The sequence below is a fragment of the Methylobacterium sp. CM6247 genome (assembly GCF_054817925.1).
Map to the genome: position 1 here is coordinate 4,218,755 of NZ_JBTXKX010000003.1, position 15,078 is coordinate 4,233,832.

At 61.0% G+C, this 15,078-nt stretch carries 17 protein-coding genes, 1 tRNA gene and 1 pseudogene; 9 read left to right on the forward strand and 10 right to left on the reverse strand.

The features are described 5' to 3' along the window. Window positions 1–5: 5 nt before the first annotated feature. Window positions 6–215: a hypothetical protein gene (locus tag ACYQOP_RS20880; protein WP_461223774.1), complete on the reverse strand. Its 210-nt coding sequence runs from the start codon at window positions 213–215 to the stop codon at window positions 6–8. Window positions 216–374: 159 nt separating this feature from the next. After that, entirely contained in the window at window positions 375–668 is a 294-nt protein-coding gene (locus ACYQOP_RS20885) for a hypothetical protein (protein WP_461223776.1), read from the reverse strand. A 152-nt stretch (window positions 669–820) separates the two neighbouring features. Here ACYQOP_RS20885 and ACYQOP_RS20890 point away from each other — a divergent pair, with 152 nt between their 5' ends. Continuing rightward, window positions 821–1,387: an MFS transporter gene (locus ACYQOP_RS20890; RefSeq protein ID WP_461223778.1), complete on the forward strand. Its 567-nt coding sequence runs from the start codon at window positions 821–823 to the stop codon at window positions 1,385–1,387. Between the two features lie 177 nt (window positions 1,388–1,564). On the opposite strand, the gene ACYQOP_RS20895 is transcribed toward ACYQOP_RS20890, so the two are convergent. The 4 genes from ACYQOP_RS20895 to ACYQOP_RS20910 form a co-directional block, all read right to left on the reverse strand. Then, window positions 1,565–2,056, reverse strand: a complete 492-nt coding sequence (locus ACYQOP_RS20895; RefSeq protein ID WP_461223780.1) for a DUF2934 domain-containing protein — start codon at window positions 2,054–2,056, stop codon at window positions 1,565–1,567. A gap of 84 nt (window positions 2,057–2,140) precedes the next feature. Next, window positions 2,141–2,401: a hypothetical protein gene (locus ACYQOP_RS20900; protein WP_461223782.1), complete on the reverse strand. Its 261-nt coding sequence runs from the start codon at window positions 2,399–2,401 to the stop codon at window positions 2,141–2,143. A gap of 119 nt (window positions 2,402–2,520) precedes the next feature. Continuing rightward, on the reverse strand, window positions 2,521–2,928 hold the full coding sequence (locus ACYQOP_RS20905; protein ID WP_018043878.1) for a hypothetical protein: 408 nt from the start codon (window positions 2,926–2,928) through the stop codon (window positions 2,521–2,523). Next, on the reverse strand, window positions 2,925–3,329 hold the full coding sequence (locus tag ACYQOP_RS20910; protein ID WP_461223784.1) for a hypothetical protein: 405 nt from the start codon (window positions 3,327–3,329) through the stop codon (window positions 2,925–2,927). Before ACYQOP_RS20910 ends, ACYQOP_RS20905 begins: the two co-directional genes overlap by 4 nt. 439 nt (window positions 3,330–3,768) lie before the next feature. Here ACYQOP_RS20910 and ACYQOP_RS20915 point away from each other — a divergent pair. From ACYQOP_RS20915 to ACYQOP_RS20935, 5 genes are all read left to right on the forward strand, one after another. Then, window positions 3,769–3,844: transfer RNA gene (locus ACYQOP_RS20915), tRNA-Ile, on the forward strand. A gap of 476 nt (window positions 3,845–4,320) precedes the next feature. Further along, a complete protein-coding gene (locus ACYQOP_RS20920; RefSeq protein ID WP_461223786.1) occupies window positions 4,321–4,752 on the forward strand; it encodes a DUF3489 domain-containing protein in 432 nt (143 codons plus the stop codon). Then, window positions 4,752–5,300, forward strand: a complete 549-nt coding sequence (locus ACYQOP_RS20925; RefSeq protein ID WP_461223787.1) for a DUF2924 domain-containing protein — start codon at window positions 4,752–4,754, stop codon at window positions 5,298–5,300. Before ACYQOP_RS20920 ends, ACYQOP_RS20925 begins: the two co-directional genes overlap by 1 nt. Next, window positions 5,300–6,922 carry a recombinase family protein gene (locus ACYQOP_RS20930; RefSeq protein ID WP_461223789.1) on the forward strand — a complete coding sequence of 541 codons (1,623 nt, stop codon included), beginning with the start codon at window positions 5,300–5,302 and terminating at the stop codon, window positions 6,920–6,922. Before ACYQOP_RS20925 ends, ACYQOP_RS20930 begins: the two co-directional genes overlap by 1 nt. 222 nt (window positions 6,923–7,144) lie before the next feature. Continuing rightward, window positions 7,145–7,357, forward strand: a complete 213-nt coding sequence (locus tag ACYQOP_RS20935; RefSeq protein ID WP_461223791.1) for a hypothetical protein — start codon at window positions 7,145–7,147, stop codon at window positions 7,355–7,357. A 197-nt stretch (window positions 7,358–7,554) separates the two neighbouring features. Here the strand turns inward: ACYQOP_RS20935 and ACYQOP_RS20940 are convergent, their stop codons facing one another. The 4 genes and pseudogenes from ACYQOP_RS20940 to ACYQOP_RS20955 all read right to left on the reverse strand — a co-directional run bounded on the left by ACYQOP_RS20940 (window position 7,555) and on the right by ACYQOP_RS20955 (window position 9,957). After that, window positions 7,555–7,893 (reverse strand): hypothetical protein, encoded by a 339-nt coding sequence (locus tag ACYQOP_RS20940; protein ID WP_461223793.1) that lies wholly within the window; start codon window positions 7,891–7,893, stop codon window positions 7,555–7,557. A gap of 391 nt (window positions 7,894–8,284) precedes the next feature. Then, the gene (locus ACYQOP_RS20945) at window positions 8,285–8,497 is read right to left on the reverse strand and encodes a hypothetical protein (RefSeq protein WP_461225519.1); all 213 of its coding nucleotides are present in this window, start codon (window positions 8,495–8,497) and stop codon (window positions 8,285–8,287) included. A gap of 138 nt (window positions 8,498–8,635) precedes the next feature. Further along, window positions 8,636–8,782: pseudogene (locus ACYQOP_RS20950) on the reverse strand (IS5/IS1182 family transposase); the annotation flags it as partial. A 113-nt stretch (window positions 8,783–8,895) separates the two neighbouring features. Further along, complete coding sequence (locus ACYQOP_RS20955) at window positions 8,896–9,957, reverse strand: zinc-binding metallopeptidase family protein (protein WP_461223795.1); 1,062 nt, start codon at window positions 9,955–9,957, stop codon at window positions 8,896–8,898. A 221-nt stretch (window positions 9,958–10,178) separates the two neighbouring features. Between ACYQOP_RS20955 and ACYQOP_RS20960 the strand changes: the two genes are divergently transcribed. The 3 genes from ACYQOP_RS20960 (at window position 10,179) to ACYQOP_RS20970 (ending at window position 14,938) form a co-directional block, all read left to right on the forward strand. Beyond that, window positions 10,179–10,517 (forward strand): DUF6894 family protein, encoded by a 339-nt coding sequence (locus ACYQOP_RS20960; RefSeq protein WP_461223797.1) that lies wholly within the window; start codon window positions 10,179–10,181, stop codon window positions 10,515–10,517. A gap of 748 nt (window positions 10,518–11,265) precedes the next feature. After that, window positions 11,266–12,405 carry a M42 family metallopeptidase gene (locus ACYQOP_RS20965; protein ID WP_461223799.1) on the forward strand — a complete coding sequence of 380 codons (1,140 nt, stop codon included), beginning with the start codon at window positions 11,266–11,268 and terminating at the stop codon, window positions 12,403–12,405. Between the two features lie 1,669 nt (window positions 12,406–14,074). Further along, window positions 14,075–14,938 (forward strand): transglutaminase family protein, encoded by an 864-nt coding sequence (locus ACYQOP_RS20970; protein ID WP_461223801.1) that lies wholly within the window; start codon window positions 14,075–14,077, stop codon window positions 14,936–14,938. Window positions 14,939–15,078: the final 140 nt, after the last annotated feature.

A 15,078-nucleotide genomic window follows, 5' to 3' on the forward strand; every position in this document is an offset into this window, starting at 1 on the left:
GACGATCAGACGCTGCGCGGTGCGCCGATACGCGCCCGCAGGCGCAGGCGCAGGTTCTCGTTGGCCGTTGCATCCGCATCGACGGCGAACATCAGCCGCAGAAGCCGGCTGATCGGGGTCGTGCCGTCTTTAACTGCGGCCTCGACCTGGTCCTGGAGCGCCATCCGCTCATAAGGACGCTGAGAATCGAAGCTCGACTGGGCCTGATGCGCCATGGTCTGCGTTCCGTCGCTCGGGATCACTTTTCCCCGGGCGGTTCGCTACGCGAAGACGTCCGCCTCCGCCAGTCCCTTTCGCCGACTATTCATAGCCGGCAGCCGGTTCTGACGCATTTGTGTCATGTGTGGCTTGCAGAGCGGTTCCAGACTGGACCCTCAGCGCGGGACAATGTGGAGACCGTCATCGGGCAAGAGGTTGCGTGCCGGCCCGCCGGTCTGCTGGCCACGGCCCTGCTGATAATAGGGCAGTTCCGGCCGGCGGTCGTTATCGCTGCCGGAATCGTATTCCCAGGCCTGGTTCCACGGCGCCCGGCCACCCACCGTGATGCCACCGGTGGAGTCGATGTCCCGCACCACTGGACGATCCCGATAGGGACCGGGACCGGCCTCCGCGGCAAAGGGAGCCGCCATCATCGTCAGGGCGAGCAAGGCGGAAAAGGCGGTCTTCATCACAGGCCTCGGGAGCACTGGCCGGGATCCGGCGCGAATCGATCACGTGATCCTATAACAGCAAAGGTTGTCGCGACGTTCCGCCCGTCCCATCGCGGCGCCATGGGAAGGGCGGACCAGAACGGAGAGGATCTCCATCGGTTCTGCCCGACTTGTCCCTACGCTCTCGGCATTTCCCCGACCCAGATGCCGCGCTCGACATGGTCCGTTTCATCAGGCGTTCGGGCATCAACACGGCCTACCATCTGGGAGCCTGGGCCTGTCACCTGCGTCATCCCAGCCTGCCGCTGCTCTTCGCCACCGGGTTCCTTGTTCTCGGCGTCTTCGTCGCGACCTTCAACGACCTGACGTTCGGGCTGAGTGCCCCGCCCTACGGCCTCAACCAGGTCCAGATCAGTCTGGTCTTCGCCATGTTCCTGTTCGGGGTGATGTCATCCTCGACGGTAGGCTCCCTGGCGGACCGGTTCGGTCGTGGTCCTATCCTCGCCTCGGGGATCCTGATCATGCCGGTGGGCATCGCCCTTACGCTGCTGCCCTCGCTTCCCGGCATGATCGCCGGCTTTGCGGCGGTCACGGTCGGGTTCTTCGTGGCGCGTTCGGTGGCGAGCGGCTGGGTCGACCGGATGGCGGCCGGGTCCAAGGGCCATGCGGCGTCCCTGTACCTTCGCGTTGACTATCTCGGTTCGAGCTGCCTTGGTTCGGCCGGCGGATGGTTCTGAGCAGCCCAGGCTTGGCCGGCTGTGTCAGCGTTCAACGTTGTCCTGCTCGCGCTCGCCATGGTGGCGGCCGCGCTCTTGTGCTGGAGCGAGCGACGGCGCGCCGCCTGAATCACAAGGTACAAAAAAGAAGCCCGACGCCCGGCGAGGGGCGGCGGGATTGAGCGGATCCGCTTGCCGTCAATGCACGGTCGCGGCGGATTCCATCGGCGCCACGGCGCGCGGCTTCGTGGCGCGGAGCGGCTTCGTCGCCGTGGAGCTCGATGCAGTCTTGGTCGATGCGGTCTTGGTCGCGGCAGTTTTGGTCGAGGCGGCCTTGGGCGCCTTGGGCACGGCCGGTGTTTTGGCAGAAGCAGCCTTGGCCGAAGACGATTTGGCGCTGGCCGTCCTGGTCTGGCGCGGCGCGGTCTCGGACGCCTGGACCACGGCCTTCTCGGCGACGGCCTTGGCGGCGGTGCTCCGCGAGGCGCGGGGTTTCAGGGTCTTGGCCGGGCTCGGTGCCAGGCTGAGATCGGCGGTCACGGGCTGAACGTAGACCGGTGCGGAAAGGCTCGCCGCGCGCAACTCGGCCTCGGCCGTCAGCCAGTGATCCTCGGCGCGGCCGAACACTCGGCCCTCGCTTTCCCAAATGTCATAGGCGCGCTCGCGCACCAGCTGCTCGAAGGGATTCATTAGCGCTCTCCTCGTGGGTGGTGGCCCCGATGGAAGCGGAGGTTGGTTAATGCTCGGTTAATGTCGCCCCGCGGCCAGGGCGTCTCAGGCTTGCGAGAGGCGTCGCGCGTTGGCGCGGACCTTTCGGCGGTATCCCGTGACCACCTTCTGCGTGGAGACCCCGGTCGCGATCATCATGGCCGCCTCGCCGGCCGCCAGGATCTTCTCGCTGACCATACGCTGAGCCTCGATCTGCGCGGCCGGGCCGCCCAGGGAGAGCTTGGCGAGACGAAGGCCGATCACCTGCTGCGATTCCATCGCGAGCAGGGTCGCGTCCATGCCGAGCTTCCACCACGCACCGAACATGTCAGTCCTCTCCACGCCGACGGGCGCAATGGCCGCGCTTATGCCACGCGGCTCGCCATGGTCGAAACGGGCGGCTCGGTCGAACCGACGTCACGGATGCACGATTCCGTGAGCGCGTCTCAATCGAAGGAGCGCGACTTCGCGGAGGACCCGCCGAGGCTGATCTTCTTCGGGGCCGAACCGCCGCCGAGGCTGATCTTGCGGGGCGGCGGCGGGGCGGCGGGGTTCGGAGCCGCGGGCCGTGCGGATTTCATCTGCGCCTGGCCATGGACCACCGAGCCGATCTCGCCCGCGACACGCACGAGGTCGTCCCGCTCGCAGGCTCGGGCGACAGACAGGCCGAGCTGATGCATGTGGCTCTTGCCGTAGAGATAGACGGCGAGCTTGGCGCGAGTGGTGGGGGGGATTTCGGCGAGAATCTCGGGCAGGTCCTCCGGCTCGGCACGGTAGACCGCTCCGAGCAGGTCGAGGGAGACCGGGCAGGCGGGATCCGGCTCGGCGCCGCTGGTGGGGTGCGACTGGGTCATGGAATACCTGTCTGGCTCGTGGATGTCTGGGCGAGTGTGTGGGCCGGAGCCGTGTCGGCGGCGGCGGGCGGTGTCGTCTGCGTCCGGACGACGGCGTCCTCCGGGCGCGGTTGAGGATTGGGCCGCGCCGGCCGCTCCGGCTGCAGACAGCCGCTGCAGACGGAGGCGATCGCGATGCGGGCGCGGCGGTCGGCTCGCTCCCACACCGCTTCGCGAGCGGCCCGGGCCCGTGCCACTTCCTCCGCCGACGGCATTCCCCCGCTGGCGCCGATCTCGGCCGGAGCGGCGTCGGGAGGCCTGATTCTCAGGAGGAGCGGTTCCTGGGCCAGAACGGGCGATCCTGCAAGGGCGCAGGCGAGAGATGAAGCGGCGAGCCGGCAAGCGAGGATCGTGCGGCCCATCGGCTCCTCAATCGGATCGGCAGACCCCTGGTCCGTCGGGGAACGATCGTCGGCCTAGGGTTAACATGACCTTAACGCGAAGACGACCTTGCCCCATGGGAGTCTCCATTCTCACCCAACACCGCTGTGCCCCGTCTTCGACCCCACAGCCCGAATCTCATCGCTGGGCATATGTCGGAGGGCCTGCCGGTCGCCGAGGGATGAATCTCGACCAGCGACGGTCGGCGTCTGGAGCCTCGCGGACAAGACGACAAAAGCCGATCCGGCTCTACACCACCCGTCAAGATCTGAACCGTCCGGCATAAACAGGCTGCCCGGAACGGATACCGCACGCCTCGATCGCGCAATGACAGGAGAGGGCCAACCAGCGAAAATCCGTGATCTTCGGACTCGCGACGGCTGGACGAAGCCCCCTCTTTCCTTTTACGGGATAGACGTGGGGCCTGTAGCTCAATGGTTAGAGCCGACCGCTCATAACGGTCTGGTTGCAGGTTCGAGTCCTGCCGGGCCCACCACTCGCTCCCCGCGAACGACGGACGTTCGCGTTTGGCGGGAGACGTGCGGCGTCTCAAGGGCATAGCGAAAAGCTGCCGCTTTGTGGCCTCTTCTCCGGGGCGGTCCTGCGGGCATGATTCTCGGCGATTTCGGCCGGTTTCTCGCCTGCCGCCGGTGCAGCTTCCGCAGCATTTTAGGTGGCCTAGCTGGAGACCGGTTCGCAGGCTAGCAGAGCCGTGGTTCGGTAGTGGCTGTGCACTGGCGTGTGAGCGATGACCGCCACTTCGGACTGGACTTGCGCTGCGAATGGAGCGGAACTGTCAGCGTCCTTGAGGCCGCCGACGCGGTGCGCCTTCGACCCCCTGCCGATCCCTCGCGATCGGTGGGGTTGCGCTGGTGGCAGCAGACCCGCTGCCGACCCATCGCGAGGCCACCCGTAATGATCGACGAGACACACTAGGCGCTGCTCACGGCTGCCGCCGAATCCCACGACCAGTTGATCGCCCGTCCCGCCGGGCTGAACGCCCGAGCGGCCAAGGTGCAGTCCGCCAAGCTGTGTAAGACCGCGCTGGCGGTCGAGGTCGTTGTCACCGCGGATGAGCCGCACTGGCACCAAGACCAGCGCGGTCCGATCGGGCTACGCCTCACGCCAACCGGTCGGGAAAGCCTTGGTCTCGATGCCGGAGCAGACGGGGCTGAGACAAAGCCGCGATCCGGCACGAAGCAGGCGCTGATCATCGCGATGCTGCAGCGTGACGAGGGCGCCACGCTCGCCGACCTGATGGCCGCCACCGGCTGGCTCGCCCATTCGACGCGCGCCGCCCTGACCGGCCTGCGCAAGCGAGGGATGATCCTCACGAAGGGATGCGATGCGGAGGGTCGGACCGCCTATCGCCTGACCGACGATGCCACGACGGAGGCCCGGTGATGGCTGCCGCGATCAGCCCCCAGCTCAAGGCCGAGATCGAGAGGCTTGCCTCCCTCGATCTGGGTGATCTTCGCATCCGGTGGCGCCAGCATCTGCGAACGGCCCCTCCCCCGCATCTGTCCCGAACCCTGATCGTGCGGCTTCTCGCCTACCGCATCCAGGCCAAGGCCCTGGGCGACCTCGATCGCGACAGTGCCCGACTGCTCGATCGGATTGCGAAGGAGCGCCTGCGCCGGCGCGCCGCCGCCGAACGCGCGGCCAAGCCGAAGGCACCGCCCCTCGTCCCGCCGATCCCGACGCCCGGGCTTCGGCCCGGCACGCTGCTGGTGCGGGAGTTCGGGGGTGAGGTCCACACCGTCACCGTGATGACGGGTGGGTTTGCCTGGAGGGAGACGACCTATGCCAGCCTGTCGGAAGTCGCCCGCGCGATCACCGGCACCCGCTGGAACGGACCCCGCTTCTTCGGGCTTCGGGACAAGGGAGCCACCAGGGCGCCAAGCAGCGGCGACGAGTCCTTTTCGGCTCTGGCCAAGGGGGGGATCGCGTGATGGCATCCCCCTCCAAGCCGCTGCATGCCAAGGCCCTGCCGTCGAAGACCCACGCCCCCAAGGCTCTGCGCTGCGCGATCTACACCCGCAAATCCACCGAGCACGGGCTCGATCAGGCCTTCACCTCCCTCGACAACCAGCGCGAGGCCGCCGAGGCCTACATCAAGAGCCAGGCGCATGAGGGCTGGCGCCTGCTGCCCGAGGCCTACGACGATGGCGGTGTCTCGGGTGGCAGCCTCGAGCGGCCGGCCCTGCAGCGGCTGCTTGCCGAGGTCGAGGCGGGGCGCGTCGATGTGGTGGTGGTCTACAAGGTCGACCGGCTCACCCGTGCTCTCTCGGACTTTGCCAAGCTCGTCGAGCTGTTCGACGCGCACGGCGTCTCCTTCGTCTCGGTGACCCAGGCCTTCAACACCACCAACAGCATGGGACGGCTGACGCTCAACGTCCTGCTGTCGTTCGCCCAGTTCGAGCGCGAGGTCACGGCCGAGCGCATCCGCGACAAGATCGCGGCCTCGAAGCGCAAGGGCATGCGCATGGGTGGACCCGTCCCACTGGGCTACCGCGTCCATGACAAGAAGCTGGTCCCCTGCCCCGATGAGGCGGCCCAGGTCAGGACAATCTTCGAGCGCTACCTCGCGCTCGGATGCTTGAACGGATTGGCGGCCGATCTGCAGGTCCAGGACATCCTGACCAAGCGAACCCCGCGCCGGGATGGCACGATCCGGGGCGGCATCGCCTTCACCAAGGGTCCGCTGGCCTATCTGCTGCGCAACCGGGTCTATATCGGCGAGGTGATCCACAAGGACCGGCACTATCCCGGAGAGCACGAGGGCATCGTCCCGCGCGAGCTGTTCGATGCGGTCCAGGCGGCGCTAAGCGAGAAGGCGCAGGCGCAAGGTTCCCTCCGGGGCAACACCGGCTCGTGGCTGACGGGGCTGCTCTACGATGACCGCGGCAACCGGATGACGCCGAGCTCGGCCAGGAAGGGGGCGCTCCGCTACCGCTACTACGTCTCACGTGCGCTCGAGACGGGACAGCGCGGCAAGGCCGGCTCGGTCCCGCGGGTGCCTGCACCCGAGATCGAGCAGGCCGTGCGGGAGGCGCTTACACCGCCCTCCCCTGACCTCCCCTTCCCGAACGATGAGACGCACTTGTTCGCCCAGGTTGGCCGCATCGTCGTTCACCCGAGCCATCTTGCTATCAGCTTCGTCCCGCCGGATGGGGCAGAGCACGACCACAGAGCGGGCGAAGCAGGAGCAATCGAGCCTCCCTCCCTCCGTGTACCGTGGTCAGCCCGGCCGAGCCGTCGTCGGTGCGAGGTCATCCGCGCTGAAGGCGATGAAGGGCCAGCGCCGCCCCGGCCGATGCGGGCCGAGACCCGGGCCCGTCTTGTCGACGGGATCGCCAAGGCGCGCTTCTGGCTCGACGATCTTGTCAGCGGCCGCGTGGCGGACACCCATGCCATCGCCATAGCGGAAGGCTGCAGCGAGCGCTCGGTGCGCATGACCCTCAACCTCGCCTTCCTGGCTCCATCCCTCATCCAGGCGGCGATCGCCGGCACATTGCCGGAAGGGTCCGGTATCTCCGCGCTCATGCAAGCGCCAATGGTCTGGTATATCTGATTAAAATCTCATGAACTTGACCCTATGGCAATGAGCTTTACCCTCCGAAGACAAAGATGACACGTTCGAATCGTGTCGGGTGCGCCAATAATTTCAACGACTTACGGCGGTATTTGGTCCCCGCTTCCGGTGCTGCCGGAAAGCGTACCGGAAGCGGATGATCCAGTTGGTCGCCGAAAGAGCGATCAAGGATGCCGGGATGCCGCAACGAAAGACTTCCTAATGACGGATGCCACCGAGGGCCGTCAGGATCGTAAAGACACTAGGGCTGCCAAGGCCGCAGAGCGTGCGGACACAGCGGGCCATGCCTGGGAAGAAGTCAGAGTCCGTGAGTCGGCGCGCGACGATAAAATCGCTCGCCTGAAAGCTCAGCGTCTGGAGCGGAATGCTGTGGACGCCGCAGCCAAAAAGCCCGCCGGCAAGCGGCCAAATTGAGCGAGCAATGTTCAGGCTGGCCGGGATTTGTCGTCCGGCTTTTTAGGACGGCTTAGAGAGGCCGCTACAACAGCTTTGTGCAAAGTTTAATTTTATCTGTATTGTTAAAGTGATTATATTACAGGATAAAACGTCTTGATATGCCGAGATCCCTCCCATAGCTCTAGCGTGTGTCCTTCAACTATAGATTTTGTATACTATATAGCCTGACCTTCATTGTCAGAGTAAATGCGCATTGCGTTAATCGCAGTTCCGCCCCCGATTAAAAAAACTACTCGGTAAGCGATGCATGCCGGCGGAGCTACAAGCTCTGAGATTGGTTTAACGAGGACGTTCATTTTTTGAGTCCGAATTCCGCAGGGAATTTGGAGATTCAAAACAATTATGCCGTGATTCGCCACAACATGGATTTCATAAATTACAAGTGTTCGAAGCCAGACGATTGCGTTTTTAGCTGATTTCTCCAACCGGCAAAGTTTTTTCTTCTCTTTGTCGGCAATCGCACCAAGGTGGAACTGCATCCGATCGGAAGACATAGTTTCATGTTTCCTCCCTGAACTTGACCCGCCCTGCTCCGGCTCGGCGGGTCTTTTAATCTCTGCGGTAAACTTAAGATACCCCCCGGCCGTATCCCCAACTGTTAGGAAATGTCATGAGATTTGTAAGAACCCTGCCAATCGTTGGATCACTTGCAGTACTGCTCAGCTTGCCCGCCGCCGCTCAGGGAATTTACTCGTCCCCCAATGGCCAGCGCGGCGTCATCATTCAGAATCAATCAAACACGACAGGTAATAGCCGCGATGTTGTCATCTCGTACGGAGCAACCGGTGCCGACACAGTGACCACCAATTCCGCCGCTGGGGGCAACGCGAGCCGCCCAGAACAAGCCATTCCGAATGGGAGCGCTGGTGGCGGTCCAGGCGGCCGCTAAAACGCATGTCGTTGAAGGGTGCCGGTCAGTAGGATCGGGCTGCTAATAGCGAATGCTGCCGCTGCGCTCGCCGTCGTGCTGACGCCGATGGACAGGAGGCCAAGCAATTCAGGGGCATAGAATTGCCCCGCTGCAATAGCAGCCACCGACAGGACGATGGTCAGCACGTTTTTCAGTGCGTCGCCTTCGGGGACGATTCGAATGAGCACGTGACTCCCAGCCTTGGCCCGGACGCGGTGCCAGTTCTAAGCTTGATGCCAGCGATGCGCTTGGCAGCCTCCCAGTAGCCATTGGCGGCTGCCGTGGCCGTGTTCCAGGCCGATTCCCAGCCGGTTGTGCTCGCCGCACATTGAGCTCAGAGAAGTCCTCGTTCAGCAATGCGAGAGCCAAATCCGTAAGCTGCCGGATCGTGCGCAGAGGGTGCCTGCGCCGAACACGAGCCTCCAGTCCACATAAGAGAACAACGCCTCCGAACGCTGATCGGAGCCCCGCATTCACGTACCACAAGCGCTTCCGGGAAGGAGTGAATCATGCCCAGTTCGGCCACGCCACGGACTTCTTCAGCATCCTGCTATAGCTTCCCGCGTTTGCGATAGGTCCACCATCTTCACAGCCGTCCGTGCACGAGGCCATGAATGAAGCCGAGCTTTTGGATCACCGCAGGCGAGAGGACAAAGGGATAGAGATCTCGGTTGCCCATGGCACGGTTGATGCTGTTCATCGCGAAGGTGAACGGCAGCCAAGCATCGATGATCGGCTCGATGCCGTTGGCCTCATAAGGATCGAAGTTTGCACGAGCGGTGAGCGCTTGACCGTTATCAACTCGGGGCTTCACCTCGAGACCAAAAGCACTCGCCATCTCCAGCGTATCCACGATGTGCAGATAATGCGCCCACGTCTCGGCAAAGTCCTCCCAGGGGTGCGTGGTCGCGTAGGTGGAGACGAAGTTCTCCTGCCAATCCGCTGGAGCGCCTTCGTCGTAGTGGCGCTTCAAGGCAGCCCCATAGTCCTGCGCGTCATCACCGAACACGTCTCGGCATGCATCGAGTTTACCGCCATCGCGCACGAGGAGGTCCCAGTAATGATGGCCGATCTCATGGCGGAAGTGCCCAATCAGCGTACGATAGGGCTCGCCCATATCCTTACGCCGTTTCTCGCGCTCGACGTCGTCAGCCTCCACAAGTGCGACGGTGATGAGGCCGTTATCGTGTCCTGTCAGGACCCTTGGGCCTTGTGTCTCAGGCGGGTCAGAGAGGAAGTCGAAGAGTAAGCCGTGCTCTGGGTCCTCGGTGCGAGTTTTAAGCGGCAGGTTCCAACGCAGGAGAGAGTAGACCAGGCGGTGCTTAGCCACTTCGATTTGCTGCCACGCCAACAGCTGAGGCGGATCAGAGACGTTCGGGATGGTTCCGTTGTGTCGGCAAGCAAGGCAGAACTCCTGGTCTGAACCGGGCGGCACGAGCCAGTTGCACGCATCGTGACCTGCATTGGAGCAGAAGCGGCTTGGCCGATCTGGTGCAGCAAGCGGCACCCAGGCATCGCTGGCCGCTGGCTCCAGAGCCGAGAGCGCGCCGATCTCTGGTACATAGGCGAGCCTGTGGCCGCAGCGAACACAGGAACGATTTTCGAAGTAAAGAACATTCTGGCACGATTGGCACTGAAACAGCTTCATCGATTCCCAACTCAAGTTAACGAGGCTGTGTAATCAGCATACCCACGAACGAATGCCACCGCACGATAGCTCCGTGGTTCGTGGAAAATAAGTTCTAATGTAGTCCTACGGACCGACGGACAATGGGGCTTGGGCAAACGTTTGAAGCAGCGTGCGACATCATACCGAAACCATACCGTCGCTGGACCGTTGTCATGTGAAGGGTTTGATCGGAGGCGCAGATGCCACGTTACTACTTCGACGTTCATAACGGCGATTTGGTGCGTGACAGGGACGGCGTTGAATGCTCGGATCTTGAAGAGATCAAGAAGTGCGCAAAGGGCCTGCACGCGAGCGTTATCAATACCGAATTGCAGTTACCTAATGATTGGGTGAATTGCAGGGTCTTTGTTCGCAACCAAAGCGACGAAATTATCTATATGTGCACGTTCTCATATAGTGGAGCGTGGATCAATGTCACACACCAGGTGAATGGGGAGCTACAGTATGGTGGGGCGAGCGCCGCGCTTGCACCCGCGACTAGAACGACAGCGGTGCAAGTGTTCACACCCGGGCGCTAGGTGATTTCTGGCGCGCAAGCTCGAAAGCCGACTGTTTCCGGAAACGCACTGGTTACCTCCGCAAGCAGGAAACTGAGTGTGCCTTCGCGTCTGAAATGCTTCCCATTAGGCATTAAAGATTACACATGAGTGGTGTATATGCGGTTTACTGAGGAGCTATGTGGCGGGCTTAAACCAGCGCTTATCAGGCGCCGGGATTCCACTATTTGTTTACGCCAAGCGGCGCAGGAGCGAAAGACCGCCCTTCTGGCCCGGCGGCGGGGAGCGGACATTAGAGAGTTCGTCGAGATGGCGCATGAGTGCTTGCGGCGCTCCAAGCATTATAGGTTAGCTGCACGACAGCTCGGGTGGCATTTGCCCGGCTAATGGTTAGAGATCCGTGGGGCTTGGTATGTGGCGGCTCCATCAGCTCGATTTTGGCTGATTACCTTCGACGATGTTCCGAGGTTTAGGAATGAATGCTCGTAAATCGAGAGTCTGACCTTGCCGCCTCTGCCATCATTCCGCGCTGTAAGTTACCCAAGCCACACCGTTTTACCGGCAGTCGCATCGGCGTGATGGGCCGCATCTCCAATTGGGCCACAGCCACATCTCGAGCATAAGGATACCTCTCGGAGGCCCTAACGCGGCTTGGAAATGGTCCTCTGTATTAAACCCTAGACCTTAAGTGCAAGCATATGGCGGGGATCGTGGACAGCAAGGTGTGCCCCTATGAACTTTCGTTACTCGACCGAATTCCAGGGAAAAAGTGAGCTTTCCTCTCTCTAGTCGCTTTTTGACTGGGCATGATGCCTCTCTTGTCGAAGAAAGTGAATACCGAATGCGCCCCGCGTCAGTCGAGTTCTTAAAAGCCCTTACGAACGTATCGTCACCGAGTGGCTATGAGCAGGATGCAGCAAAGCTCTACCGTGAGTACACGGGGGCTTTTTCAGACCAGGTCAGTACCGATGCGCATGGCAACGTTGCCGCAGTGCTAAATCCGAACGCATCAATGAAGATTATGCTCACGGCGCACATGGATGAAATCGGGTTCATCGTTCATTACATCGATGATAGTGGTCTTCTCTATATTAGCGGCATTGGCGGACACGATAGCGTCATCCCGCTAGGGCAGCGGGTGTTGGTTCACGGGAAGGAGCGGGTTCCTGGTGTCGTCGGTAGCAAAGCGATCCATCTTCTCGATGAGGAAGAAAGAAAGCAGAAGCCAAAGCTCACGGACCTGTGGGTGGATATCGGCGCGACGTCGCGCACGGAGGTTGAATCGATCATCCAACTTGGGGATGTGATCACCTATCAGTATGAATTCCAAGCGTTGATGGGTGATCGCGCAACTGCACGAGGGTTCGACAACAAAGCCGGCTTATTTATTGTGGCGGAAGCCCTACGAGCCCTCAACGAGGAGGGAGGCCTGCATCCCGATGTCGGCGTATACGCAGTTGCGTCTGTGCAGGAAGAGATCGGCTCGCGCGGAGCGCGAACCTCGGCCTTCAACATCGCGCCCCAGACCGGGCTCGCCGTCGACGTTGGTCATGCCATCGACTATCCTGCTGTGAGTAAAGCTCGCTTCGGACAACTGGACATTGGCAAGGGCCCCAGCGTGTCCCGTGGCCCCAATACCAACCCGATGGTGTTCAGCCTTCTGTTAGAGGCGGCAAAAGCGGAAGGCATCCCGTTTCAGGTGAGCGTCTTTCCCAGCGCGACGCCGACAGATGCGAACGCGATGCAAGTCAACAGGGGCGGGATGGCCGTCGGTCTCCTCGGGGTTGCGATCCGCTATATGCATACACCTTGCGAGCTGTTGAGTCTGACCGACGTGGAGCAATGTGCTCGCCTGATGGCGGCTTATTGCCGGAATGTAACCCCCGAGACGGACTTCACACCGCGTTGAGGTCAGGTGCGCGAAGGCCGCTAAGATGACAAACTGCTGACCGAGCGAGTGTATGTCCTTCTCCGTACATAGACTCGCTGGTTGTCGCCCAAACCTAATTCTGGGAGCTTCATTTTAGGAAAGGTTGGCTCCCAGTTGGAGCTCTCTTCAAGCGGAAGCTTATGTTTGCAATCTATATTGGTGTGAGGTCATACCGAAACCTAGCCGCGAAGTCGGTGTTTTGTAATTATCTGTGTCAGCGGAAGACATCTCGGCGGTGGGACCATCTTTAATCCTATACCCGAGGTTTTCCTCGGCACGCGGGCAATATTGATTTTGACACGAGAGCTTACTTATTAATAAAAGCCTTTGCCAATAGGTGTCGATAAAGTATAAATATTCGCATAGATATCTTCAAATCTTTTGATTAGTGATTCGGATCGGCTAGGATCTGTACCCACACTAGCATGCTGCATCGGGGAGCGTGAAGTGAGCTTTACTGTACGTGCAAGATTATCTGCCCGCAGATTCACATTCTACCGAGCTTCGCTTTTGAGCGCTTTAGAGCAAAGCTTGTCTCTTGAAGCAAGCGGAATGGCTGATGTTCACATTATTGACGAGAATGGCTGCTGTCGCACTGCAGCGGAGGTTTACGAACTCCTCTTCGGACCTTGTTCTGCTAAGAAGCAAATTGACGAGCAGAGTGCTAGGGCCGTGTGCGCGGTTGCAGCGTAACGAGACCAGAATCTAATTAGATTGAAGGGTACCCGCCGTGACGAGAAGGTGCTTGGTACCTAGTATCGGGTTACAGGTGTGAGATAAGCTGATAGCAATTCATCATTTACATTTGTGGATACTGGAAACCGCTAACCGACGTCAAAAGCCTTGGCGGGGTCTGGCCGACTTTGTGGCGGCGGACATGCCCCGCAAGGAGCGTTCGCTCGCATTCGGTCAGGTGAAGAGGAGCAGGCTTGGGACCATGGGCCATCCATCACCTCGGTGCGGACATCGCCCACACGTGGGTAAACACTCGAAATCCGCAAATGAACTTCTGGCTCAGCCCCCTAGCATGGCATCGTGTGCGGCAACCTGCGTGCCGACCCCAAGGTTGTCCGTTCAGACAAAGGGGCACTCCATGACGTTCAAGGCTTTCGTTTGGACCCCGATGCTCATCCAAGCGGTTCGCTTTCTGAATTCGTCACGCGAAGCTGCGCACGAGGATCTCCCATGACCATGACGCCACTGGCAAAGCTCCTCAGTTCGCTGGACGCGATGCTAGATACAGATGACGCGCCAGCTGTTGCAGAAGCTAATGTAGAGATCTGGGAGTACTCTCAGCCTTCGATGGCCTGTCTGAGCAAAGGCATGCCCTTGAGGATCTCGCGGCCGCGTTTGCAACCCGTCTAGCAGACTCGACGTTCCATGAGATTGTCCGGACGCAGATTGCTCAACACCAACGACGCCTCACCGGCGATTGAGGTGATCGCGCCCACCCTTTGCCGATTGCATTGCTGAAAATGACCTTTAACTCCCAATTTGCCGAGGGACGAAAGTTCGACGGAGGTCGTTTACGCGTGCGTATCGGAGCTGAAAAAGGGCCAGGCGCCAATTGGCATCAACTATGCAGGTCAGTTCACATCATGAGTGCCAACCGTGGTAGCAGAGCCGCGCTAATTTTTAAGGAGCATTCTTGATCAATCTACGGATCCATCATCGGACGACTTACCGCTACCGACAACCGGTAAACTTCGGACCGCATCGGCTGCTGCTGCGGCCCCGCGAATCCCGCGATGTCCGCCTCATATCGAGCGACCTTACGGTGACGCCCCATCCGACCGTGACTTGGTCCTACGACGTCGCTGGTAATGCCGTGGCGACGGCTACGTTTGTCGCGCCTGCCTCTACGCTCATTATCGACAGCGTAGCGCGGGTCGAGCTTAGCGCTGTTGCCTACCCTGTGTTCGACATCGCGGCGTCAGCGGCCTTGTTTCCCTTCCGCTATTCCGACGACGAGTGGAGGGATCTGGGCGCCCTCGCAGTTCCACAGTACTCGGACCAGGAGGGGAGGCTCCAGAGCTGGGCACAAGGGTTCGTCGCGTGCAACCCGACCGACACCCTGTCCCTCCTCAAGGATCTAAACGCTGGCGTAGCGGGTGGGGTCGACTATGAGACCAGAGACGATGAGGGAACCCAGTCACCGAGCCAAACACTCATGCTCGGTCGAGGGTCGTGTCGGGATCTCGCGACACTCTTCGTTGAGGCGGCTCGCAGCCTCGGCTTCGGCGGAAGGATCGTCTCTGGCTACCTCTACGATCCGGGGCATACGCTCGCCGGCTCTGCGGGGGCAGGGTCCACTCACGCCTGGGCTGAAGTCTACCTGCCGGGCGCGGGCTGGATCAGCTTCGACCCTACCAACCGCAGCGTGGGCGGAGCGAACCTGATCCCAGTCGCGGCCGCCTGCGACATTCGCCAAGTGATGCCCGTGGCGGGTAACTTCAGTGGACCAGCGGATGCGCTGCATGACATGTCCATTGAAGTCGGCGTTAGTTTGTAAGCTGATGAATGACACTCAGACGGTGCGCCGCCAAGTCTTCCGCAGCTTTACGTTAACTTGGTTGAGTCTTATGACTTCAGTCTTGATTTCGACAATATTCGGTGATTTTGCTTGGTAATTAGTATTGGTCATGCCTGTAA